General features: G+C 58.8%; 23 protein-coding genes. 8 read left to right on the top strand and 15 right to left on the bottom strand.

Annotated elements, in window-relative coordinates:
• Window positions 1-145 precede the first annotated feature (145 nt).
• Complete coding sequence (locus AC1MEE_RS09330; protein ID WP_480415058.1) at window positions 146-439, top strand: hypothetical protein; 294 nt, start codon at window positions 146-148, stop codon at window positions 437-439.
• 45 nt (window positions 440-484) lie between these two features.
• On the opposite strand, the gene AC1MEE_RS09325 is transcribed toward AC1MEE_RS09330, so the two are convergent.
• On the bottom strand, window positions 485-646 hold the full coding sequence (locus AC1MEE_RS09325; RefSeq protein ID WP_480415057.1) for a hypothetical protein: 162 nt from the start codon (window positions 644-646) through the stop codon (window positions 485-487).
• 1,243 nt (window positions 647-1,889) lie between these two features.
• Window positions 1,890-3,083, bottom strand: coding sequence for a patatin-like phospholipase family protein (locus tag AC1MEE_RS09320; RefSeq protein WP_480415056.1), 1,194 nt, complete (start codon window positions 3,081-3,083; stop codon window positions 1,890-1,892).
• Between the two features lie 269 nt (window positions 3,084-3,352).
• Between AC1MEE_RS09320 and trhP the strand changes: the two genes are divergently transcribed.
• The 3 genes from trhP to AC1MEE_RS09305 all read left to right on the top strand — a co-directional run bounded on the left by trhP (window position 3,353) and on the right by AC1MEE_RS09305 (window position 5,484).
• Window positions 3,353-4,678 (top strand): prephenate-dependent tRNA uridine(34) hydroxylase TrhP, encoded by a 1,326-nt coding sequence (trhP, locus tag AC1MEE_RS09315; protein WP_480415055.1) that lies wholly within the window; start codon window positions 3,353-3,355, stop codon window positions 4,676-4,678.
• Window positions 4,679-4,960: 282 nt separating this feature from the next.
• Entirely contained in the window at window positions 4,961-5,125 is a 165-nt protein-coding gene (locus AC1MEE_RS09310; RefSeq protein WP_480415054.1) for a hypothetical protein, read from the top strand.
• 2 nt (window positions 5,126-5,127) lie between these two features.
• Window positions 5,128-5,484: a type II toxin-antitoxin system RelE/ParE family toxin gene (locus tag AC1MEE_RS09305; protein ID WP_480415053.1), complete on the top strand. Its 357-nt coding sequence runs from the start codon at window positions 5,128-5,130 to the stop codon at window positions 5,482-5,484.
• 234 nt (window positions 5,485-5,718) lie between these two features.
• On the opposite strand, the gene AC1MEE_RS09300 is transcribed toward AC1MEE_RS09305, so the two are convergent.
• The 12 genes from AC1MEE_RS09300 to nac form a co-directional block, all read right to left on the bottom strand.
• Entirely contained in the window at window positions 5,719-6,552 is an 834-nt protein-coding gene (locus tag AC1MEE_RS09300; RefSeq protein WP_480415052.1) for an ABC transporter substrate-binding protein, read from the bottom strand.
• A gap of 62 nt (window positions 6,553-6,614) precedes the next feature.
• The gene (locus AC1MEE_RS09295; protein ID WP_480416190.1) at window positions 6,615-7,343 is read right to left on the bottom strand and encodes an amino acid ABC transporter ATP-binding protein; all 729 of its coding nucleotides are present in this window, start codon (window positions 7,341-7,343) and stop codon (window positions 6,615-6,617) included.
• Window positions 7,344-7,366: 23 nt separating this feature from the next.
• Window positions 7,367-8,110: an amino acid ABC transporter permease gene (locus AC1MEE_RS09290; protein ID WP_480415051.1), complete on the bottom strand. Its 744-nt coding sequence runs from the start codon at window positions 8,108-8,110 to the stop codon at window positions 7,367-7,369.
• 6 nt (window positions 8,111-8,116) lie between these two features.
• Window positions 8,117-8,818 (bottom strand): amino acid ABC transporter permease, encoded by a 702-nt coding sequence (locus AC1MEE_RS09285; RefSeq protein ID WP_480415050.1) that lies wholly within the window; start codon window positions 8,816-8,818, stop codon window positions 8,117-8,119.
• 138 nt (window positions 8,819-8,956) lie between these two features.
• A complete protein-coding gene (locus AC1MEE_RS09280) occupies window positions 8,957-9,709 on the bottom strand; it encodes an SDR family oxidoreductase (RefSeq protein WP_480415049.1) in 753 nt (250 codons plus the stop codon).
• Window positions 9,710-9,873: 164 nt separating this feature from the next.
• Window positions 9,874-10,641: a LamB/YcsF family protein gene (locus AC1MEE_RS09275; RefSeq protein ID WP_480415048.1), complete on the bottom strand. Its 768-nt coding sequence runs from the start codon at window positions 10,639-10,641 to the stop codon at window positions 9,874-9,876.
• Window positions 10,642-10,660: 19 nt separating this feature from the next.
• Complete coding sequence (locus AC1MEE_RS09270; RefSeq protein ID WP_480415047.1) at window positions 10,661-11,077, bottom strand: acetyl-CoA carboxylase biotin carboxyl carrier protein; 417 nt, start codon at window positions 11,075-11,077, stop codon at window positions 10,661-10,663.
• A 12-nt stretch (window positions 11,078-11,089) separates the two neighbouring features.
• Complete coding sequence (locus AC1MEE_RS09265; protein ID WP_480415046.1) at window positions 11,090-12,061, bottom strand: 5-oxoprolinase subunit C family protein; 972 nt, start codon at window positions 12,059-12,061, stop codon at window positions 11,090-11,092.
• Entirely contained in the window at window positions 12,058-12,729 is a 672-nt protein-coding gene (gene pxpB / locus AC1MEE_RS09260; protein WP_480415045.1) for a 5-oxoprolinase subunit PxpB, read from the bottom strand. Before pxpB ends, AC1MEE_RS09265 begins: the two co-directional genes overlap by 4 nt.
• Complete coding sequence (gene accC / locus AC1MEE_RS09255; protein ID WP_480415044.1) at window positions 12,726-14,078, bottom strand: acetyl-CoA carboxylase biotin carboxylase subunit; 1,353 nt, start codon at window positions 14,076-14,078, stop codon at window positions 12,726-12,728. Before accC ends, pxpB begins: the two co-directional genes overlap by 4 nt.
• Before the next feature lie 31 nt (window positions 14,079-14,109).
• Window positions 14,110-14,538 (bottom strand): acetyl-CoA carboxylase biotin carboxyl carrier protein, encoded by a 429-nt coding sequence (locus tag AC1MEE_RS09250; protein WP_480415043.1) that lies wholly within the window; start codon window positions 14,536-14,538, stop codon window positions 14,110-14,112.
• Between the two features lie 115 nt (window positions 14,539-14,653).
• On the bottom strand, window positions 14,654-15,559 hold the full coding sequence (gene nac / locus AC1MEE_RS09245) for a nitrogen assimilation transcriptional regulator NAC (protein WP_480415042.1): 906 nt from the start codon (window positions 15,557-15,559) through the stop codon (window positions 14,654-14,656).
• 308 nt (window positions 15,560-15,867) lie between these two features.
• On the opposite strand from nac, the gene AC1MEE_RS09240 reads away from it, so the two are divergent.
• From AC1MEE_RS09240 to AC1MEE_RS09230, 3 genes are all read left to right on the top strand, one after another.
• Window positions 15,868-17,076 carry an aspartate transaminase gene (locus tag AC1MEE_RS09240; protein WP_480415041.1) on the top strand — a complete coding sequence of 403 codons (1,209 nt, stop codon included), beginning with the start codon at window positions 15,868-15,870 and terminating at the stop codon, window positions 17,074-17,076.
• 10 nt (window positions 17,077-17,086) lie between these two features.
• A complete protein-coding gene (locus tag AC1MEE_RS09235; protein ID WP_480415040.1) occupies window positions 17,087-18,631 on the top strand; it encodes an MFS transporter in 1,545 nt (514 codons plus the stop codon).
• Between the two features lie 64 nt (window positions 18,632-18,695).
• A complete protein-coding gene (locus AC1MEE_RS09230) occupies window positions 18,696-20,024 on the top strand; it encodes an OprD family porin (RefSeq protein WP_480415038.1) in 1,329 nt (442 codons plus the stop codon).
• A 199-nt stretch (window positions 20,025-20,223) separates the two neighbouring features.
• On the opposite strand, the gene AC1MEE_RS09225 is transcribed toward AC1MEE_RS09230, so the two are convergent.
• On the bottom strand, window positions 20,224-20,448 hold the full coding sequence (locus AC1MEE_RS09225) for a hypothetical protein (RefSeq protein WP_480415037.1): 225 nt from the start codon (window positions 20,446-20,448) through the stop codon (window positions 20,224-20,226).
• 246 nt (window positions 20,449-20,694) lie between these two features.
• Between AC1MEE_RS09225 and AC1MEE_RS09220 the strand changes: the two genes are divergently transcribed.
• Window positions 20,695-22,320, top strand: coding sequence for a methyl-accepting chemotaxis protein (locus AC1MEE_RS09220; protein ID WP_480415036.1), 1,626 nt, complete (start codon window positions 20,695-20,697; stop codon window positions 22,318-22,320).
• The last annotated feature ends 80 nt before the right edge of the window (window positions 22,321-22,400 follow it).

The raw sequence follows: 22,400 nt of genomic DNA, 5'->3' as shown, positions 1-22,400 counted from the left end.
ATAGCTAAAGAGGCCAACTGGAAGGAGCAATCACTACTAACATAATTTAGGTATTACCAAAGAAAGTGCGGCGCCTTGCTTCCGAGGCTCGACCTGTTAGAGGGTGTGAACGCCGGCCAGAAGCCTCATAAGCAGGGAAAATGAAATGCAAAAAAAAACATCGCCAAAAAACAAGTCCCTGGTTTTTCCATCAATTCTAGCGATCAGTCTTTCGTTAATTGCAGGATGTGCACATAAACCTGCTGAGGTGCACGCTCCAATCGGGGGCTCTAACTGCTACGCGAAAGCAATACCCACTGCTGGAGAGGGTGGCCTGGCATGGGGCGCCAATCTACAGATGGCAGGGTCATCGGCAATGGATAATTGCAGGCGCTATGCAGACCGATCAGGTGGGACTCCGAATACCTGCAAGGTAGTGGAAGCTCGCTGTAATAAATAACCTTCCGCACTGTTAGTTTCGCTACTGACGGCAGGTCCAACCGCACTACGAGCTGATCTTGTCGCCATCAACCTTGCCACTGTGCGCGTCCACTCGGCCGGCACCGAAATTGACGCCTCGGGTATCGATATAGGCCGCGCCAGCACTCAGGGTCAGCTCACCTTTGAGGTCACCGTCAGTCAGGACCCACCTGATATCCAGTCGCATTCCAACCAGGTGCGCCGAATCACTGCCCTGCTTTACCGGGGATGCGGGTGTGAGTCATTGATCACCACCGCATAGCCCTTGAGACTGACCTGTTGTACATCACGCTCAAGGTTTTTGGGATCGATCAGGGGGTGTTCGGTGTAGCGTTGAAACCCGCACCGCTAGGCGGATTGATAGCTAAAGAGACCTACCGGAAGGAGCAATCCCTACTAACATAATTTAGGTATTACCAAAGAAAGTATGGCGCCTTTCTACCGAGGCTCGGCCCCTTAGATGGTGTGAACGCCAGCCAGAAGCCTCGTGAGCAGGGGAAATGGTATGCCAAACAAAACATCACTAAAAAGCAAGTCCCTGGTTTTCCCATCAATTTTAGCTATCAGTCTTTCGTTCATTGCAGGATGTGTGTTCCAGCCGACAGAGGTGTACCTTCCGACTGAGGTGAAGTTTCCAACTGAGGTGAAGGCTGCGACTGAGGTGCAGCCTCCAACTGAGGTGAAGGCTTCGACTGAGGCGAAGGCTTCGACTGAGGTGCCGGCCTCGACTGAGGCGAAGGCTTCGACTGAGGTGCAAGCTCCAACTGAGGCGAAGGCTTCGACTGAGGTACAGGCTCCAACTGAGGTACAGGCTCCAACTGAGGTGCAGGCTTCAACTGAGGTACAGGCTTCAACTGAGGCGAAGGCTTCGACTGAGGTGCAGGCTCCAACTGAGGAAAAGGCTTCGACTGAGGTGCAGGCTCCAACTGAAGCGCAGGCTTCGACTGAGGTGCAGGCTTCAACGGAGGTGCAGGCTCCAACTGAGAGCTCTAGCTGCTACGCGACAGCAATGCCCACTGTTGGAGAGGGCGGCCTGGCATGGGGCACCAATCTACCGATGGCACTCACCTCTGCAATGGATAATTGCAGGGTCTATTCAGGCCGATCAGGTGGAACTCCGAATACCTGCAAGGTAGTGAAATATGGCTGCAGTAATTAGTCTTCCGCTCTATTAGCTTCGCTGCTGACGGCAGGTCTAATGAGTCTTAGACAAGTGTTCACTGCAGCCACCAACCTCGGGACTGGGTGCAGCTGCTCGCTGTCAGCCGCCCCCTGATTTGTGTCGGCGCCAGATAGCGGGAAGTGGCCGGGTTTTGACTCAGCCCCCCCTTTCCACCAGTGTTTTGGCGCCTGATGCTGGTCTGAAAAGTGATTAAAATTTGAGTATTTTCAGAGACTGTCGCGGGAAGAGCCAAAGAGCCGGGTCTCCTTCACGCCTTCTTGCTCGGCGGCGATTTATGCCACGGATAGCCCTTCGCGCTGAGTTGAAAGGCGTAATCGAATAAACGCTTCATGTACTCACCATCGAATTTCTGATTGCGAGGAAAGTAAAAGTCGGAGCCGATGTACGCAAGATTGAAGTCCGCCCCGTCCTGCTGTGCCATACGGTAAATTCGATCCAGGTCGCTGATCCCCTGAGTTTGAATCAATGCACTGATGGCTCGACCGCCGATGCTCAATGTACGGCGCTTCGTTCCAAACCACTGCGGCTCCAGTTTCCCATTGCGAATGACATAGAAATGACGTTCGTGTCGAAGAGGTACTCCGGGGACTCTGTTGATCGCCATCACGGTGCCAGGTGGGTAAAGGAACACCTGAGTGATTACGCCTCCGTCCACGTGCATTTCCTGAAACTGTTTGCCGTCAACCTCTACATCGATCATGACGGGTGAGACTGCGCCGGGAATACTCATCGACGCGATCATGATGTTGCGAAAGAGGCCGAGCGCTCCCGGTGCTTCGCTGGAGGCAATAGTGCCCATGTTCCAAGTGACTGGTCGCCCTGAATCAAGGTCAGTTGTGCCGATTAGCAGGATTCGGCCTTTTGCGTATTCCGACGCGATCGCCGCAAGAATCTCCGCAGTGACGTATTTTGTAATGAGCCGCAAAAGTGGCTTGCTGTCCGCTATACCGTCGCTGGCAAGACGGGTTAGCACGTTGCGCGAATGGAAAACGTCTTTTGGACCGATTGCGTTGGCGATAAACCGAATGACGCCGTCGTACTCGGATCCCAGGTAAGCAAACGGGGCGACCAAGGCGCCCGCGCTAATGCCCGTGACGACCTTGAACAGGGGTCGAGTCCCATGCGTGGTCCATCCCGCAATGAGTCCCGCAGCGAATGTGCCTGCATCGCCGCCCCCCGAAACGGCCAGCATATTTGCCGGCGGCAGGATATTGATCGCCTTCCCAGCCTTGGCGAGAGCCTCGCTCTCGCGTTTGTTGGCCTGAACCGCATCCTGAATGAACGGAGTCAGGTCGTGGTCCAACCAGTAGCGAGCATTGGGAATGCCTGGGATGACAGCTTTTTCCGTTAAAGTTGGTGGAACAGCGTCACGGCGTGGCAGGCACGCTTGAAGCAACATGTCCAAAGTTGAGGCACCAGGTCTGAGCAGGAATGGTTTCAAAACGCCTCCTCCGGCCCCTGCAGTCGACAGCGAACGTCGGTGAAATATCCTTACCCACGGTGCCCGAGATGGCTACACGCCAGCTGGCTGCGACACGTCATTCGAACGTCCAGTAGCTTATCTTGCGCCCCTTTAACTGATAAACAAACTCGTTGGCCGCAATCCAGAGGCTGCCCTTTAGCAATCTGAAGATCGCCAAGCATAGATCCAGATCAATACACCCCGCGGGCAAGCCGATTACCCTCGGCGGCTTTGCGACCGACACTGCCATGACCCTCTCAACCCCGGAACTGCTCGCCCCCGCCGGCACCCTGAAAAACATGCGTTATGCCTTCGCCTACGGCGCCGATGCGGTGTACGCCGGCCAGCCGCGCTACAGCTTGCGGGTGCGCAACAACGAATTCGATCACGTCAACCTGGCCCTCGGCATCCCCGAGGCCCAGGCCCAGGGCAAGCATTTCTACGTGGTGGTGAACATCGCGCCGCACAACGCCAAGCTCAAGACCTTCCTGAAAGACCTGGAACCGGTGATTGCCATGGCCCCGGACGCGCTGATCATGTCCGACCCCGGCCTGATCATGCTGGTACGCCGACACTTCCCGCAGATGCCGATCCACCTGTCGGTGCAGGCCAACACGGTGAACTGGGCCAGTGTCGAGTTCTGGCAGCAACAGGGCTTGAGCCGGATCATTCTGTCCCGGGAACTGTCCCTGGAAGAAATCGCTGAAATCCGCCAGCAAGTGCCAGCCATGGAGCTGGAGGTGTTCGTCCACGGCGCGCTGTGCATGGCCTACTCCGGCCGTTGCTTGCTGTCGGGCTACATGAACAAGCGCGATGCCAACCAAGGTAGCTGCACCAATGCCTGCCGCTGGAAATACTCGGCCCAGGAGGCCACGGAAAATCAGCTCGGCGAGATCGTTCAGACCTTCCAGCCCGAACCGACCCTGGGCATCGGTGCGCCGACCGATCAGGTGTTCCTGTTGCAGGAAGCCAATCGACCGGACGAACTGATGCCGGCCTTCGAGGACGAGCACGGCACCTACATCATGAACGCCAAGGACCTGCGCGCCGTGCAGCATGTCGAGCGCCTGACGCAGATGGGCGTGCACTCACTGAAGATCGAAGGCCGGACCAAATCCCACTTCTATTGCGCACGGACCACTCAGGTTTACCGCCGGGCGATCGACGATGCGGTGGCCGGTCGTGCGTTCGACCGTAGCCTGATGACCGATCTGGAATCCCTGGCCCAGCGCGGCTACACCGAAGGTTTCCTGCGTCGGCATGTGCATGATGAATACCAGAACTACCAGAACGGCAGCTCGGTTTCGGAGCGACAGCAGTTTGTCGGCGAGCTGACCGGCGAACGGCGTGATCGATTGGCCGAAGTAAAGGTCAAGAATCGTTTTGGTCTGGGCGATCACATGGAACTGATGACGCCCAAGGGCAACTTCCACTTCGATCTGCATCAGTTGCAGAACATCAAAGGTGGGCCGATCGAGGTGGCGCCTGGGGATGGGCATACGGTGTATTTGCCGATACCGGATGCGGTGGATTTGCGTTTCGGGTTGTTGATGCGGGATGTGAGTGTGAGCTGAAGTCGCCAGCGGAGAGCCTGCCGCTTTCAACTCACCCTGCCCCCAAAGATCCAGACGATTGGCCCAGACCTGCATCATTGTCCGACGCTGTTCAACGTATTCCGCGTGGTTGTCCGGTCGCAGGCAAGCGGGACGGCGAGATCATTTCATTCTGTCCCTGCATGTATGACCATCCTACGTTCCAGCTCATCGGCGGCCTTTAGCAATTCATTGTTTACAGATACCCCTTGCCGGATCAATCCCCCCAGTAAGCAAAAGTCAGCGATGACGATGTGCGACTCCTTGAACCCACAAATCGGCAATTTCCCATCACTTCGTCAGGCGACCTCGGTCTATATCATGGATTTTGAGCACGAGCGCTTCGCTCAACTGAACGAAGGTGATCTGGAGCAATACCTCGAGGGGTTGAGCCTGGAAGCAACCATCCCGGCGAGGGAGAAACACTGAGCATGCCGCAATATCGTATTTCTAACGCTGCACGCTCCGACAATGTCGACATACTCAGACTCCCTCAGACACAATTCGGCGATCAAGCACGGCAGCGATACCAGGCATTGATCCTCACCGCGTTGCAAGATATCGCCGGCATGCCATACCGCATTGGAAGCAATTACCGCGATGAGATTGCGCCGGGGCTTCGGAGCTGTCACCTCATCTACTCACGTCAGCGGGCAAAACAAACAACTGGAACGGTCAAAAGCCCGCGCCATATCGTTTTCTATCGTGTGGCAAACGACGAAGTGATAGAGGTCGTCAGATTCCTTCATGACGCCATGGAGGTCCAGTTGCACTTGCCCAACGACTGATCGCAAAAATCGCCCAAAGGGTTAAATGGCGATGAAGAGCGAATGGGAGACGCAACCCTTATCTCAACCTGAGTGCCCAGTTCTATCACCCGACTCAGCGGCAAATTGAAACGGGAGGCTGTGGCACTGCCACAATATCGAGGTCTGCGGCCGGGTTGCTCTCAAGGCCCCGCGATTTGGTACTCGCCGGGGTTTATCAGGTCGCCACGTCTCGGCAATGACGATGCACTGGGCTTAAGGTAATGGATCAAACTTCAAGTTACTGAGGCTCTGCACCTTGTCTTCACGAACCATTTTGTAGTCAGTGTTCGGTCCGATCCAGCGGTCCCAGATCAGGTCGATTTCACCAGCCTTATCCATCGCCATCAGCGACTCGTTGACCTTGGCCAGAAAGGCAGGCTCATCCCTGCGCATGCCTGCCCCAATAGGTTCAAGAGCCATCGGCTCCTTGGCCAGTGCCAACTCGACACCACTCTCCTTGGCTTGATTGACCAGTTTCAGGGCAGTCATGGTGTTGGTCACCAGTCCAACGACCTTGTTCTGCTGCAAGGCCATGTAGGCCGAGCCGGTGTCCTGGAAGGTCACTGGAGTGGCACCGGCGATGCGAATGGATTGCTCGGAGGTCGACCCCTTGGTGGAGCTGATGCGTTTGTCCTTGAAGAAGCTCTTTGGCTGATCGGCATTAGCAGCGCGTACCACTAGGGTTTCCTTGGCGATGTAGTACGGGTCGCTGAACTGGATCTGTTCGGCCCGGGTTTTGGTGTAGGCCAGGTTGGCGAAGATGACATCGACGCGACCCATTTTCACCTCGGAAATACGCGCTTCGACAGACAGCGGCTTAAGCTCCAGTTCCACGCCCATGGTCTTGGCCAGTGCCTTACACAGATCGACGTCCATCCCCACCAACTCACGGGTTTTCGGATCCGGAGCGGAAAACGGCGGCACGTCGGCATACACACCGCAGCTCAAGGACTTCTTGGCCATGATGTCGCTCAATTGATCGGCCTGCGCTACCGCAACAGCCAAAGGACCTAACACCAGCGTGACAAACAGATGCTTCATACGCATGGAAAAACTCCTGGGGATTTGAAAGTCTGATGGCAGAGATAGCAAAACCAAACCGGTGCGACTCAATGGGCGCGCAGATCGGCGATAAATCGTTGCGCTCGCGGATGCGAGGGCTGATTGAAAAAGTTCTTGGGCGTGTTTTTTTCCAGAATCTGACCCGCGTCCATGAACCAGATGGTGTCTGCGACTTCACGGGCAAAATTCATCTCGTGGGTCACACACATCATGGTCATTCCATCCTTGGCCAAACCCTTCATGACACTCAGCACTTCACCGACCATTTCCGGGTCGAGTGCACTGGTGGGTTCGTCGAACAACATCACTGGCGGCTCCATCGCCAAAGCCCGGGCAATCGCCACCCTCTGCTGCTGGCCGCCGGACAACTGCGCCGGATAAGCGCCGGCCTTGTGCGCCAGCCCTACCCGATCAAGTAATTGCATCGCCTGTTGCTTCGCGGCTGAGCCTTTCAAGTTGCGGATTTTGCTGGGCGCCAGGGTGATGTTTTCCAGCACCGACAGGTGAGGAAAAAGATTGAAACTCTGGAACACGAAACCCACACGGCTGCGCAGCCGGTTGAGGTGGGCGTCAGTGCCGTGCACATCCTGGCCGTCGAACAGGATCTGGCCCTTCTGGATGTCTTCCAGGCGATTGACCGTGCGGATCAACGTCGACTTGCCGGAACCCGATGGCCCACAAAGCACCACCACTTCACCGGGTTTCACCTCAGCGGTGATGTCGGTGAGCGCGTGATAGTCGCCATACCATTTGTTGATGTTCGAAAACATGATCATTGGATGCATGGACGCAACCCTCTTCAATTATCAATGGCCAACAAGGGGTCACCAGCCACGGCCTGACCGCCGTTTCCCAGGCGCTTGCGAGCGATACGGCGCTCTACCCAGCCGGCCAGATGGGTCAGACCGAAACAGAGCAGGTAGTAAATGATCGCCAAGATGCAGAACACCTGGAATGGCTTGGTCAGTAACTGGTTGTTGACCTGGTTGGCGGCGAAGGTCACTTCCTGGACGTTGATCACATAGCCCAGGGAGGTCTCCTTGATGATCGAGATGAACTGGCTGATCAGGCTCGGCAGAGCGTTGTACAAGGCCTGCGGCAAGATCACCCAGATCGTTGTGCGCATGTACCCAAGGCCCAGGGCCCGCGACGCTTCGTATTGACCCGCCGGCAATGCCTGGATGCCGCCACGAATGATTTCGCACAGGTAGGCGCTCTGATATATCACCAGGGTGCAAAGCATCGTCACGAACCCGGTGATGTTATGGCCGATCAGCAACGGCACCAGGAAGTAGGTCCAGAAAATCACCATCAGCAACGGGATGCCTCGCAGCACATACGCCCAAACCGTGGCCGCCCAACGTAGCCCGGTCCACGGCGACACCCGCGCCAGCGCCAGCAACAACCCGAAAGGGAGCGCCAGCAACAGTGCCAGCGCCGCCAGAATCAGCGTGCTCGCCAGCCCGCCCAAAGGTCCGTGCGGGTACTGACCGATCAGAAACAGCGTCCAGTTCTGGTGCACAATCGAAAAGATATCGAACATCGTCGTCTACCTCGCCAACGCTTTGTTGAAGCGCCGCGCCAACAACGCACCGAGCCCCATCAACAGCAATGAAAAAACCAGGTAGAACACCGTGGCGACCAGATACGACTCGAACGTGCGAAAGGTGTAGTTCTCGACCTCGCGGGTAGCGTACGTCAGCTCCACCACGCCAATGGCCATGGCCAGGCTGGTGTTCTTGAACAGCAGCACCGTGTGGTTGATCAAGGACGGCAGGCAATTGCGCACACCTTGGGGCAGGATCACGTAGCGCATCGAACGCACATAACCCAACCCGAGCGCCCTGGAGGCTTCGGTCTGCCCTGCTGGAATGGCCCGCAGACCACTGCGGATGTCCTCACAGAAATACGCGGCCTGGCACAGACCCAGGGCAATCACCGAGAACAGGTATTCGGTGCTGTAGTTCGCCAGCCACAATTGCGTGGACTCGCTCAGCAAGGTCGGCACGCCGAAATACCAGAGCATCAACTGCACCAGCGTCGGCACATTGCGATGGTAGGACACATAGCCTGCCACCAGACGTCCGGCGAGCTTGTTGCCGGTCAGGCGCACAGTCACCAGTAACAGCGCCAGGGCCATTGCCAGCAGCCAGGCGAACAACGCCAACTGTAGAGTTATTTCGATGCCCTTGACGATCAGCTCGGCATACTCGCCTTGCAGAACCGCGGCCAAATCGAAGTCATGCTTCATGGTCAATCCCCATCGGCATTGGGCTAAGGGCAGAAACAAGTTGCCAGGCACAGCCGTGGCGTGGGTACTGCGATGACGGATTGATCCGTTCTTCTGTAGTGCGTCTTGCGCAGCGAGAGCTCAGCCCTGGCAAAAAGTTCAGCCCTGATAATCCTGCGGGCGGGCCGTTGAAAGACCGCCGGGCACTTGCAGGGTCGGGGTGATTTCCATGTGCCCGACGTTGACCGCAATCGGTGCAGCGATGGCAAACGCGATGGCGTCAGCGATGTCCTTGGCCTGGGGCAGTTCGAAGCCCTCGACAAAGCGTTTGTAGGTTTCTTCGGAATCGCCATGAACATGGGCGAAGATGTCGGTCGAGACCCGGCCCGGACAGATTTCGGTGACCCGAACACGCTTGCCGAAAGCATCGATGCGCAGTTGCCGCGAGAGCATGCTCACCGCCGCCTTGGTCGCGTGATAAGTCGAGTTGCCGCCGAAGTTGTAGGCAGCGGCAATAGAACTGATGTTGATGATGTGGCCACAATCGCGTTCAACCATCCCGGGCAGTGCCAGGCGTGCCAGGTGCAATACGGCGCGCAGGTTGACGTCGATCAACAGGTCGATGCCTTCGGCGTCGGCCTTGAGAATCGAACCTGGGCGGTCGACACCGGCGTTGTTCACCAGAATGTCGAACTGCTGCGTTTCGAACAGACGGGTCAGCCCGGCCAGGTTGGTAACGTCAATGGCGTGAGCGATACAACCGGTTTTTGCCGCCAGCTCTTGCAGCTTGTCGGCGCTGCGGGCCAAGGCATGCACCTGCACGCCTTCCTGGCAGAGACGCTCGACGACCGCGGCGCCGATGCCGGAAGAGGCGCCGGTGACCAGCGCGGTTTTGTAATCTAAAAATGGCATGAACCTGTCCTCGTATCACTGGGTCGACAGCGCAGAGCGCAACGACCGGTTATGTGCGGATCACTCGGGTGATCGCGATGACTTCGACTCTATCCAGCCCTGAAGCCGGGCACCAAGACGGAATGACTGTGTGGCGATAAGCCCTGCTTATGACGGTGCGACACCTACGCCAGCAGCTGCGAAATCGGCGTGACACAGCCCCCGGACTGCTCGAGTTCACGACGAATCGTTCGTGCCAGGTCCACGGCGCCCGGCGTGTCACCGTGCAACAGAATCGAGTGCGCAGGCACGGCAATCCGCTTGCCATTGAGACTGGTCACAGTGCCCTCCTCCAGCAATTGCCGAACCCGCTGCAGCACCGAAGCCGGCTCCTTGATCACCGACCCCGGCACCTTGCGCGGCACCAGCAGGCAGTCATCGTCGTAGGCGCGGTCCGCCAAAAACGTCGTGGCAACCCGCAGGCCGCATTTTTCGGCGGCGCTTTCGATGGCCCGACTGCTCGATGAGCTGATGATCAGCGTCGGGTCGAAAGCGGCCACCGCACAGATCAACGGCCCAGCCAGCGCCGCGTCGGCAGCGACCATATTGCCCAGCGCGCCATGAAAGCTCATGTGGGTCATGCGGTGGCCATTGACTGCCGCCATCCCCGCCAGGGCGCCGAGCTGATAGACCACATAGGTCGCAAGCTCCTTGAGCTCGATGTTCATCTGGCGCCTGCCGAAGCCCATCAAGTCCGGGAAGCCGACATGGGCACCCAGATCGATACCACCAGCCTTGGCCAGGCGCACGGTGTTGTCCATGATTAGCGGATCGCCGGCATGGAAACCACACGCCACGTTCGCCGATGAGATAAGGCTCATCAACGCCTCATCTTCACCCATGCGCCAAGGACCGAAGCCCTCGCCCAGATCAGCGTTCAAATCAATGTTCATCACCTCTCCCCTCGCCCGCTCATGCCGCATCCAGACGCATGAACGCCTCGCCATAGCCGACGGTCGTGCCACAGGGCACCAGCACCGCTGCAACCCGCCCTGCCCTTTGGCTGCGTACCGGCAACAGCAGGTCGCCGACTTGCAGCAGGGCAACCAGTTGTCCTTGTTCCACCCGACTGCCGACCGACGCCAGAACGTCGGTCTGTTCAGGGTGCGTCAGCAACAACCGGCCCAGGCCTGGAGTCTTCAAATGCTGTTCATCAATAGCGCTCGATGCCACTGGCACAGCGGTTTGCGCGGTTAATGCCGCAGGCGTCGCTACCTCGTCGTAACTGCGCTTGAGCAGCAGATGCAGTCCCGGGCGACGTATTTCTGCGCCAGCCAGGTGGGTCTCCTTCAGCCACACCGCCAACTGGCGGATTTCCTGATTAGTCATGCTTGAATGTCCTTAACGCGAGGCCAGCCCGTGAAGTTCGACCAAGCGGCGAACCTCCTCGAGATAGCGCTGATTGTCTTCCAGAGCCGCAACGGCTTCGGTGTAGCTGCACTCGATAAAACGCACCTTGCTACCGATCGGTGCCTGCCCCAGGCGCCAGAGGTCGGCTTCGATCACCGTGCCGAATTTCGGATAACCGCCACTGGGTTGCGCGTCGCGCATCTGGATGATGGGCTGCCCGCCGTGGGGTACCTGAATCACGCCCGGGACGATGCCGTGGGAGCGGATTTCCATGGGGGTCGAGGGCAAGATCGGCGCGCCTTCGAGCCGGTAACCGTAACGGTTGCTCTGGGTAGTGATCTTCCACTCCCCGGCCCAGAATGCCGCACAGGACTCATCCAGAAAGCGCTCGTATTCGGCCGCTGGCAGTACGCGCATGGCGGGCAGCCCATCGCGTTGCAACGGCAACGCCAGGCTCGGCGACACGACCCCGAAATCGGTGGGCAGTACAGTCTTTCCTGGACGCAGTGCCGAAAGCCGGTCGCCCTGCTGCAAGGCCCGTCCTTGCAAGCCACCGAACTCACCGCGCAATTGCGTGCTGCGCGAGCCAAGAACGGACGGAACGTCGATACCCCCGGCCAGGCACAGATAGGCGCGACTGCCGTACGTTGGATAGCCGAGACTGAGCACCTGCCCTTCCCGGGCCTGCGCCACCCAGTACGGCGGCAATGGCTGACCGTCCAGAGTCGCTTCACAGGCCGCACCGGTCACCGCGAAAGTACAGTCCTGAACAAACCGTACTTCGAACGGAAACAGTGGAATCTCGATAGCCGCTGCGTCCTCGGGATTGCCCAGCAACAGGTTGCCCAGTGCCAGTGCCAAATGGTCCATTGCGCCGGAGGTTCCCACGCCATAACCCAGGCTGCCGAAGCGGCCGAAGTCCTGCACGGTCGCCAGGGCCGTGGCCGATAGAATCTCGATCATCGAATGATCCTCTCGATGCGCAAGCGCAACATGTCACCCGGCCGCAGCATGGCCGGAGGGTTTTGGGTCGGGTCGAAAAATGACATTTCGGTCCGGCCGATGGTGTTCCAGCCGCTGGGGCCGGCCGATGCGGACACACCGGTCTGCACACCGCCGATCGACACCGAGCCGGCGGCAATGTTGAGCACCGGAACCTGGCGCCGTGGCGTGGCCAGACGCGGGTCCATGCCGCCGAGGTAGCAGTAACCCGGATGGCTGCCCAAGGCATACACCGGGTACAGCGGCTCGCAATGCAGATTGGCGATGGTCTCCATGTCGAGGCCGGTGTGCGCCACGACATCACCCATGTGCGGGCCGAACTCGCCGCCATACACCACCGGCAATTCGACGATGCGCCCTTCGAGCGGCAACGGCTGGCTCGCCTCCCACGCTTCGAGCAGTCGCTCGCAAAGACCGTTGAGGTCGCGAGGCGGCTTGACGAAGGTCAGCATCAGGTTGTTCATACCGGGAACCGCTTCGTGTATCTCGGCCCACTGCCCGGCCTGTAGCGCCAGACTCCAGATACGTTGTTGCGGCGCCAGATCCAGCTCGCCCGGGGCTTCGAACAGCAAGGCCGTGGAACCAAGCAGGCTGATATGCGGACGCTGCGATACAGAAGCAGTACTCATGTCGGACTCCGTTGTTGCAGCCAGCGCTCCAGATGGTGAATGTCCACGCCACCGGCACAGAACGCCGGGTCGTCGAGAATGTCGCGGTGCAGGGGGATGTTGGTGGAGATGCCTTCCACGCACATTTCACTCAGGGCCAGGCGCATACGGGCTATGGCCTCTTCGCGGGTCGCGCCGTGGGTGATGACCTTGGCCACCATCGAGTCGTAATAAGGCGGCACCCGATAACCGCTGGTGACATGGGAGTCGACCCGCACACCAAAGCCGCCGGGCACTTCCCAGCGCTGAATCAGCCCCGGGGTCGGCATGAAGGTGACCGGGTCTTCAGCGTTGATTCGGCATTCCAGTGAATGACCATTGAGTTGCACGTCGTGCTGGCGCAGCTCCAACACTTCGCCTCGGGCCATGCGCAGTTGTTGCTGGACGATATCGATGCCGGTGGTCATCTCGGTCACGGGATGCTCGACTTGCAGCCGCGTATTCATCTCGATGAAGAAGAACTCACCGTCCTCATACAAAAACTCGAAGGTACCGACGCCGCGATAGCCGATCTGCCGGCAAGCGGCCGCACAGCGTTCGCCGACCTTGGCGATCAACTCGGGGGCAATTCCCGGTGCCGGCGCTTCCTCCAGGACCTTCTGATGCCGACGCTGCAAGGAACAATCGCGGCAGCCGAGCCAGATCGCGTTGCCATGGGCATCGCATAACACCTGGATTTCCACATGCCGTGGATGGCCAAGAAACTTCTCGATGTAGAGTTCCGGGTTGCCGAAGGCCAGACGCGCCTCTTCGCGGGTCAGCGCGATGGAATCGAGCAGTTCGTCCTCTTCCTTCACAACCCGCATGCCGCGCCCACCGCCACCGCCCGCGGCCTTGACGATCACCGGGTAACCGATTTCACGGGCGATGGTGCGGATGCTTTCATCGTCGGTCGGCATCACCGAATCCGGCCCGGGCACGCACGGCACGCCGGCTTCACGCATCGCACGCTTGGCGGCGACCTTGTCGCCCAAAGTACGAATGCACGCGGCGCTGGGGCCGATGAAGGTCAGGCCAGCCGCTTCGATACGCTCGGCGAACCCGGCATTTTCCGAAAGAAAACCATAGCCCGGATGGATCGCCTGGGCGCCGCTGACCTTGGCCGCGAACAGCAGCGCCGCCTGGTTCAGGTAGCTCTGGCTCGGTGAGGCCGGCCCGATGCACAGGGCCTGGTGAGCGTTTTGCACATACTGGGCGTGGCGATCAGCCTCGGAGTGCACCACCACGGTCTGCAACCCGAGGCCATGGCAGGCACGCTGAATGCGCAGGGCGATTTCGCCACGGTTGGCGATCAGCACTTTGTCGAACATTGAATTCACCTGAAAGAGGATGGGCTTGGAGTCAGCCGAGATGGAACAACGACTGACCAGCTTCGACTTCGGCACCACTCTGGGCGAGGATCGCGGTGATCTTGCCAGCGGATTTGGCCTTGACCGGGTGGAACATTTTCATGGCTTCGATGACCGCCAGGGTCTGCCCCGCCTCGATCTGCTCACCGACTGTGACAAACGTCGCCTCTCCGGCGGCGGGTGTCAGATGCAGGACGCCGTACAGGCTGGCCTTGATCTCGACTGCAGCCACCGACGAGTTATCTGCCTCGGGCGAAACCGGGCGCAATACCGGCACCTGTTCACCCACCGGCTCGCTGGTCTGAACCTTCCCTTCCTGCTTGAAAAGACGAATCGTGCTGTCGCCTTCGGTCAGACTCAGTTCGAGCAGATCGGATTCGGCCAGCAAATCGATCAACCCCTTGATGCGTTCTGAATCCATGCGTGGGCCCCTGCCTGTCGAGCGTGTCTGAGTGGATGGGGATCAATGTAACGAGTCCATCAAAAGGCGGCCAAGACGCTTTGGCTTTGGGGTAATAAGCCGTCCTTATGGCTGGTTAGATGAGGCTGCCACGCATCTCGGCGACCAATTCGAGCAAGATCGCCTTGACTGCCTGGGCCGGCACGGACAGCGGCAGGTGGCCGGACAGGCACAGCGCCAGTGGCGCCTCGATCTCGGGCTCGACAATGCGACACATATGCACCGACGTGGCAGCAACCATCACCCGCGCCGAGGATTCGGGCAGGATGGTCGAACCGAAGTGCTCGGCGACTGCGGCGGTCAGGGTGATCGAAGATTCGATTTCAGCCATCACCCGTGCGCTCATGCCGATGCGCAGGAAGGCTTCGTCCACCAACCGGCGCATGACGTTGTAGGGGCGCGGCAGGAGCATGTCCATGTCCGCCAGTTCGGCCAGAGGAATGTCTTCACGATCGCTGACTGAGGGATCGGCACTGACCAGGTAGAGGTTCTCACGCAGCAGCGAGACAAAGCTCAAGCCGTGCACTTCACGCCCACCATAGAGCACGGCCATGTCCATCCGGCCGTTCATGATCAACTCGCTTAACGTGGTACCGAAGTTTTCATTGAGGTACAGCAGAATGCCCGGATGTCGTTCGCGCACTCTTCGCAACAGCGGCAAGGACAGCGTCGATGCAGCGGTGCCTGGCGCCAGGCCTACCGACACCTGACCGGACAATGCCTGCCCGGTGGCATTGACGTCACTCTGAGCCTGTTCGCATTGGCGCAGAATGATTTGCGCATGGCCGTAAAGCACCTTGCCCGCTTCGGTCGGGGTGACGCCGCGCTTGGTCCGGATCAGCAGTTGTTGCTGCAGTTCTGCTTCCAGCGTGGCCAGTTGCTGACTCAGTGCCGGCTGCGCGATATGCAACACATCGGCGGCCTGGGTCATGCTGCCGATATCGACGAGTTTCACGAAATACTTCAAACGACGCAGATTCACGGTGGCGTTGCTCTTGCTCGAAAAAGGGAGGCTGTCCACAGGCTTTAGCAAGAGCCAGGCCAGCCCCATACATCGCGCGCATTGTTAACTGCAAGGCTCAACCATAAGCCTTTGCTATGGCTCGACGCTTTGCGTGCGAATCGGTGCCCGCAACAAGCATACGGGCTTGAGCGCACCACTTTGGTGCTGCGGCTGTTCAGTTCCAGCCATAAGCACTTCCTATCAGACCAGAACGATCTCGTCTTATGAGTCCACGACAGCGGCTCGTACTGTAGTGCCTCGTCAACGTCATCAACGAGGAACGACACGTGACCGCCTCCCGCATCGCCGCCCGTGTGCAACGTATCAAACCATCGCCCAGCAGCGCCGCTTCCGACCGTGCGAACGAACTGCGTCGGCAAGGCAAGTCCATCATCAACCTGGTCGTCGGCGAGCCGGACTTTGATACCCCGGCGCATATTCGGCAGGCTGCCAGCGCCGCCATCGAACGTGGCGAAACTCGTTACACGCAAAACGCCGGTACCCCGCAGTTGCGCCAGGCGATTGTCGACAAACTGGCACGGGAAAACGGCCTGACCTACGGCGCGAATCAGGTCCTGGTAACCAGCGGCGCGAAGAGTGCGATTTTCAATGCCTTCGCCGCCACCCTTGGCGCTGGAGATGAAGTACTGATCCCCGCGCCGTACTGGGTGTCGTACCCCGACATGGTGCTGGCCTGCGAAGGTGACCCTGTCACCCTCGCCTGTCCCGAAGAAAACGCCTTCAAACTGACCCCTGCTCAATTGCGCGGTGCAATCACCGAAAGAACCCGCTGGCTGCTGCTCAACTCGCCCAGCAACCCGACTGGTGCCAGCTACAGCGCCGCCGAACTAAAAGCCCTGGCCGATGTGCTGCTCGAACATCCGCATGTATTGCTGATGACCGACGACATCTACGAACACATCCGCTACGAAGGTCTGGACAACCCGCACATCCTCGCCATCGAACCGGCGTTGACCGAGCGCACCCTGGTGGTCAACGGCGTGTCCAAAACCTACGCCATGACCGGCTGGCGCATCGGCTACGCAGCAGGCCCGACCGACTTGATCGCTGCCATGGCGACCCTGCAATCGCAATCGACCAGCAATGCCTGCTCGGTCAGCCAGGCGGCAGCCGTCGAAGCGCTCAACGGCGACCAACGCTTCGTCAAGGAAAGCGTGGCGGTCTACCAGCAACGACGTGATCGCTGCCTGGGCCTGCTCAACGCCATTGACGGCCTGAGTTGCCGCAAGCCCGACGGTGCGTTCTACCTCTATGTGAACTGCACGGGTTTGCTCGGCAAGACCACTGCCCAAGGCAAGCAACTGGACACCGACTACGACGTCGTCATGTACCTGCTGGAAAGCCAAGGTGTGGCCGTGGTGGCGGGAACCGCCTATGGCCTGGCGCCGTTCTTCCGGATGTCGATAGCCACCGACATCAAGACCCTCGACGAAGGTTGCTCGCGGATTGCCGCTGCCGTTGCGGCGCTGAGCTGAGGAACCGACCATGACTGTGGCGACCCACCCTCCGCTGAGCTTCAAGCAGGCATTGCTCGCGATGCTTGGCATTTCACTGGTGTTGATGCTCTCGGCGCTCGACCAGACGGTGATCGGCAACGCCTTGCCGAGCATCGTCGCCGAGCTCAAGGGCTTTGAGCTCTACGCCTGGGTCGCCACGGGTTACATGCTGGCATCGATCGTCACCATCCCGATCTTTGGCCGACTGGGCGATTACTATGGGCGCAAGCCATTCGTGATTGCCGCCACACTGATCTTCACCCTGGCGTCACTGGCCTGCACCCTGGCCAGCGACATGTTATTGCTGGTGATCGGCCGCGCCTTGCAGGGTGTCGGTGGCGGCATGTTGATCGGCACAGCGTTCGCCTGCATTCCGGAACTGTTTCCCGACACCCGACAACGCCTGCGCTGGCAGATGCTGCTCAGCGCCCTGTTCAGCGTGGTGAACGCCATCGGCCCCGGATTGGGTGGCTATCTGACGGGCGCATTTGGCTGGCGCTCGGTGTTCTATCTCAATCTGCCGTTGGGCTGCCTGGCGCTGTTTTTCGCCTGGCGCTATCTGCCTTACTACCGCCCGCAACAACGGGCGAAGATCAGTCTGGACTGGCCAGGCGCATTGTTGATCGCCCTGGCGCTGGGCAGCCTGCAACTGTTCGTCGAATGGTTGGGGCATTCCAGCTTGACGTTGAGTGTGGTGCTGGGATTGAGCTGTGTGGCGGCGACCGTCGCCCTGTGGTTTTGGGAGCGGCGCTGCACACACGCACTGCTGCCCTCGGCATTGCTCAGGCTGCCGAGCATGCGCCTGCTGTTTCTGTTGTCAGTGGCGGCCGGCGCGATCATGTTTTCGTTGCTGTTTTACCTGCCGTTGCTGCTGCAAGGCAGCTATGGCTATTCACCGCAGGATGCCGGACTGCTGATTACGCCGCTGGCGCTGAGCATTACCCTCGGTGCGATCATCAACGGGCGCGTCGTGACTCGCCTGCGCAATCCGAATCTGTTGCCACTGTGCGGTTTTGCAGCTCTGCTGCTGGCTTGCCTCGGCTTGGCTCTCGCCGGACGTGGGGCGTCTTTCAGTCTGTTGCTCGGCTTGATTCTGCTGGCAGGCCTTGGACTGGGATTCATCCTGCTGAACCTGACGGTCTTCACTCAAACCCTCGCCGAGCGCCAGTTCCTCGGGATTGCTACCGCGCTGACCCAATCATTGCGTCTGGTCGGCGGACTGCTGGGGACGGCCGGAATGGGAGTGCTGGTCAACCTGCTTTACAGCGCCAACCTGCGGCATCTTTTTATCGCCGAGGGACACGCTGACGGACTGGCCTTGTATGCCGATCCGCAGATCCTCCTGCGTCCCGATACAGCCCTGCTCGAACACCCGCAATGGCTGAACCTCGCCCGCGATGCGCTGGCCCAATCGGTCGGTGTCGGCCTGGTGCTCTGCGCCGGCATCGGGGTGTTGGCGCTGTTCATTCTGTACCGTTTGCCGCCCGTGAGATTGAACGTCTTGCCGGCCACCGTTGCTCCTGAAAAACAATAAAAAACTTTACTGCCGCCTTTGACTGCCTCTCACACCACTCGACAACAGCATGGGGACGACTCCGATGGAGCTTTTCAATCGCGCACCTAAAGTAGTAGCCGGAATTTGCGGCCTGATCATCGCTCAACAGGGTTATGCCGCCGGCCTGGTAGAAGACAGCAAGCTCAGCGTGCTGGCCCGCAACTTTTTCAGTAATGCCGACAACCGCAGCGGCGCGGCCGCCCCCAACTACACCCAGGAATGGGGCCAGGGTTTCATCGCCAATTTTCAGTCCGGCTTTACTCAAGGCACGGTCGGGTTCGGGATGGATGCCATCGGCATGTTCGGCATACGTCTGGACTCCGGCAAAGGGCGGCACTACAACGCTGAGGGTAAAACCTTCACCGGCAACGTTTTCCCCACGGATGATGGCCGAGCGGTCGATGAGTTCGGCAGCCTGGGCCTGACCGCCAAAGCAAAGTTCTCCAACACCGAACTGAAATACGGCACCTTGGTACCGATGCTGCCGGTGGTGATGTCCACTGACCGCTTGCTGCAACAGACTTTCAACGGCGGGCAGATCCAATCCAGGGACCTGGAGAACTTCACCTTCACCCTCGGCCAGTTGGAGCATGTCAAAGGTCGCGCTTTAACCCACCAGATGGGCATGTCCATTCCCGGCGCAAACAACGCGCTGACCGGCGAATTCGTCAACAAATTCTATTACGGCGGTGTGGACTACAAGCCGACCAAAGACCTGACCTTGCAGTACTACTACGGCAATCTTCAGGACTTCTACAAACAGAACTTTCTGGGACTCAAATACGACTGGCAGGTCGGCCCCGGCACCTTGCGTACCGACCTGCGGCACTTCGACAACCGCTCCGATGGCGCCAACGGCCATGACGCCGATTTCTACACCTTTGGCTACTACGGCGACGGCGTGACCAAAGGCAAGGTCGACAGCCGCCTGAGCAGCGCACAATTCACCTACCTGGTGAACGGCCACACCTTCGCCGCCGGCCTGCAGCAAGTCAGCGGCAACAGCGATGCGGTCTGGTTGAACCAGGGTGATGGATCGACCGCTTACTTCATGACGGAGTCGATGATCGGCAAGTTCCAGCGCGCCGGGGAAACCACCTGGCAAGTTCGCTACGGCTATGATTTTGCGCAACTCGGCGTGCCGGGGTTGAGCTTTTTGGGTATGTATGAAAACGGTTCGAACATTCGCACTCCCGGCGGCGACAAAAACGAATGGGAACGCAATCTGACCGTGAACTATGTCATCCAGCAAGGACCGCTTAAAGACCTGAGTATTGCCCTTCGTCATGCCTCATTGCGCACCGGAGTGTCCACGCAACGGGACAGCGACGAGCATCGGGTGATCATCAGCTATCCGCTGAACATTCTATAAAAGCCGACACACTGGGTGATGCGCATCGTCACCCAGCGTGCTCCTGGTGATGCTTCCAGGAGCTGCAGATGAATGTGTGTCGCCTGTGCCGCTCGGTGCACCACGCCCGCTCAAGAAACCACCCGACCCGTTTCCTGCAGTATGGCGAAAAGGTCCACCTCCTGCCTCGAGACGACATCAGCTGGAAAACGAAGACATGTTACGCCATGGTGCCGCCGAGCTCTTCCATATCCGCTCCGGGGCGATTGAGCTCGCCGCTACGGCAGCCGATTCCGCTTTTGCTGAAATGGACTCTCGTTGCTGATACCCATCCTTCGGCCACCGTGGCGATGAAATCCGAATTGGCTATGATGCTCGGCATCGCCAGCAGATACGACAGCTCCACAACCAATTCCAGCGTTGCACCTCTCCAGCGCAACGCCATCTTCTTTGCGGCAAGATCGCTTCGGGTAAATCGACGCTGGCAAATGCGCTAGCCGACAGACCAGGCTGGCATCGACGCCCGTGCGCTCTATCGAACGTCGCTGATTGGTAAATATTCGCCGGTAACGCAGCGGTTTCTTTCGTCGACACACCACATGATGTCAATATGCCCCAATCGCACAATTCAGCAACAGACGCTGACATTTCGATCGCCCATCAGGATTAGCTGATTCAGGAGTTACGGACTATGGATAGTTGGAAAATCAGGACTCATCTGACGCTGCTGACCAGCGCGTTACTGCTGGGATTGTTGTGTGTCGGCGGACTGGGACTCTTTGGAATGCAATCCGCTGTGCGCGGTCTGGAGACCGTCTATCTAGATCGCGTCGTGCCACTTCGGGACTTGAAAAAAATCGCCGACCTGTACGCCGTGGACATCGTCGATGCGACCCACAAAGCGCGCAACGGCAACTTGACCAAAGCCGAATCGCTGACCCGGATCGAACAAGCCCTGAAAGAAATCGATCCGACGTGGCAAGCCTACAAATCGACGCAACTGATTCCGGCAGAAACGCGTCTTATCGCGCAAATCAACCCGTTGATGGAAGCCGCCCGCGGGCCATTGCAAAATTTGCAGGGCATGCTGCGCCAGAATGACGACGCGGGTCTCGCACGTTTCGCGACCTATCAGTTGTATCCGCTGATTGATCCCTTGTCAGCCAAGTTTTCCGAGTTGATCGAGGTTCAACTGGTGGAAGCCAGGAACCAGTTCGAGCACAACCAGATCACCTACACCTTCAATCTCCAACTCAGCCTGCTGATTCTGGCACTGGCGCTGATCGCGGGCGCGGCCTATACGTTCTTTTTCTCCAGGCTGTTGAGCCGCCAGCTCGGTGCTGAACCCGCGGAGCTTGCCGCCATCAGTTCAAACATCGCCCAGGGAAAACTGGCCGGTACGCAGTTTGATCAGCAACAGCAGTCGACGGGCGTTCTGCACTCCGTCCAGGCGATGCGCCACAGCCTGAGCGATATGATTGGCAAGATCAGCCAGGCCTCCGAGCAGATCGAAGGTGCCACGCTGCAATTGTCTGCGTCCTCCGAACAGGGATTGAGCAGCGCCGCACTGCAAAGCGAGACAGCCTCGTCCATGGCTGCCACGGTAGAAGAGCTTTCCGTGAGCATTACTCACATCGCCGACAATGCTCGACAGGCCCAGAGCACCGCGCAGAAAGCGGGCGAAATCACCGGTGAAGGTATGGCGGTGATGCAAGAGTCCATCCAGGAAATGGGGCAGATTGCCAATCTGGTTGCACAAAGCTCATCCGATATCGATCAATTGGCGATTCAGTCGAACGACATCAGCCTGATTGTCGGTGTGATTCGGGGCATCGCCGAACAGACCAATCTCCTTGCCCTCAATGCCGCCATCGAAGCGGCACGAGCCGGCGAACAAGGCCGGGGTTTTGCCGTGGTCGCCGATGAAGTTCGCAGCCTGGCCGCCCGCACAGCAGAATCCACCACGGAAATCGTTGCCTTGGTCAATGCCATACAAAACGGCATGGTCAAAGCCAAAGACAGCATGGCCGCCGGCTGTGAGCGCGTGACCAATGGCCAGAAACTGGTCGAAAGCGCAGGCCAATCCATGAGCAGGATCAAGGGCGCACTGGACGAATCTCTTGCGGCCGTCAGTTTCATTTCGTTGTCGCTGCAGGAACAGCGCGCAGCCAGTGAACAGGTCGCCTGCAACGTCGAAAGAGTGGCGCAAAGTGTAGAAGAGAACGCTGCAGCCCAGGGTGAGATCGTGCGAACAACCCAGGAACTCAAGGCAATGTCCGACGGACTGGGCGTTATTCTGCAGCGGTTCAGCTTCTAGATTGCAGCCTGCGGCAGCGCCTTCGACGCCGTGCTGTCGCAAAGCAAACACGGTGCTGGGTTCACCTTGAATCTAATGAA

It is taken from the genome of Pseudomonas sp. ASL3 (assembly GCF_056680425.1).
This window is presented reverse-complemented; position numbering and strand designations above follow the sequence as displayed.

What these genes read in the sequence shown, in the direction of transcription:
- AC1MEE_RS09235 (WP_480415040.1), top strand. Translation starts at nt 17,087, where the DNA reads ATGACTGTGGCGACCCACCCTCCGCTGAGCTTCAAGCAGGCATTGCTC.
- AC1MEE_RS09295 (WP_480416190.1), bottom strand. Translation starts at nt 7,343, where the DNA reads ATGATCATGTTTTCGAACATCAACAAATGGTATGGCGACTATCACGCG.
- AC1MEE_RS09325 (WP_480415057.1), bottom strand. Translation starts at nt 646, where the DNA reads ATGCGACTGGATATCAGGTGGGTCCTGACTGACGGTGACCTCAAAGGT.
- AC1MEE_RS09265 (WP_480415046.1), bottom strand. Translation starts at nt 12,061, where the DNA reads ATGATCGAGATTCTATCGGCCACGGCCCTGGCGACCGTGCAGGACTTC.
- AC1MEE_RS09330 (WP_480415058.1), top strand. Translation starts at nt 146, where the DNA reads ATGCAAAAAAAAACATCGCCAAAAAACAAGTCCCTGGTTTTTCCATCA.
- trhP (WP_480415055.1), top strand. Translation starts at nt 3,353, where the DNA reads ATGACCCTCTCAACCCCGGAACTGCTCGCCCCCGCCGGCACCCTGAAA.
- accC (WP_480415044.1), bottom strand. Translation starts at nt 14,078, where the DNA reads ATGTTCGACAAAGTGCTGATCGCCAACCGTGGCGAAATCGCCCTGCGC.
- AC1MEE_RS09275 (WP_480415048.1), bottom strand. Translation starts at nt 10,641, where the DNA reads ATGAACATTGATTTGAACGCTGATCTGGGCGAGGGCTTCGGTCCTTGG.
- AC1MEE_RS09285 (WP_480415050.1), bottom strand. Translation starts at nt 8,818, where the DNA reads ATGAAGCATGACTTCGATTTGGCCGCGGTTCTGCAAGGCGAGTATGCC.
- AC1MEE_RS09290 (WP_480415051.1), bottom strand. Translation starts at nt 8,110, where the DNA reads ATGTTCGATATCTTTTCGATTGTGCACCAGAACTGGACGCTGTTTCTG.
- AC1MEE_RS09230 (WP_480415038.1), top strand. Translation starts at nt 18,696, where the DNA reads ATGGAGCTTTTCAATCGCGCACCTAAAGTAGTAGCCGGAATTTGCGGC.
- AC1MEE_RS09300 (WP_480415052.1), bottom strand. Translation starts at nt 6,552, where the DNA reads ATGCGTATGAAGCATCTGTTTGTCACGCTGGTGTTAGGTCCTTTGGCT.
- AC1MEE_RS09250 (WP_480415043.1), bottom strand. Translation starts at nt 14,538, where the DNA reads ATGGATTCAGAACGCATCAAGGGGTTGATCGATTTGCTGGCCGAATCC.
- AC1MEE_RS09270 (WP_480415047.1), bottom strand. Translation starts at nt 11,077, where the DNA reads ATGACTAATCAGGAAATCCGCCAGTTGGCGGTGTGGCTGAAGGAGACC.
- AC1MEE_RS09220 (WP_480415036.1), top strand. Translation starts at nt 20,695, where the DNA reads ATGGATAGTTGGAAAATCAGGACTCATCTGACGCTGCTGACCAGCGCG.
- AC1MEE_RS09225 (WP_480415037.1), bottom strand. Translation starts at nt 20,448, where the DNA reads ATGGCGTTGCGCTGGAGAGGTGCAACGCTGGAATTGGTTGTGGAGCTG.
- AC1MEE_RS09305 (WP_480415053.1), top strand. Translation starts at nt 5,128, where the DNA reads ATGCCGCAATATCGTATTTCTAACGCTGCACGCTCCGACAATGTCGAC.
- pxpB (WP_480415045.1), bottom strand. Translation starts at nt 12,729, where the DNA reads ATGAGTACTGCTTCTGTATCGCAGCGTCCGCATATCAGCCTGCTTGGT.
- AC1MEE_RS09280 (WP_480415049.1), bottom strand. Translation starts at nt 9,709, where the DNA reads ATGCCATTTTTAGATTACAAAACCGCGCTGGTCACCGGCGCCTCTTCC.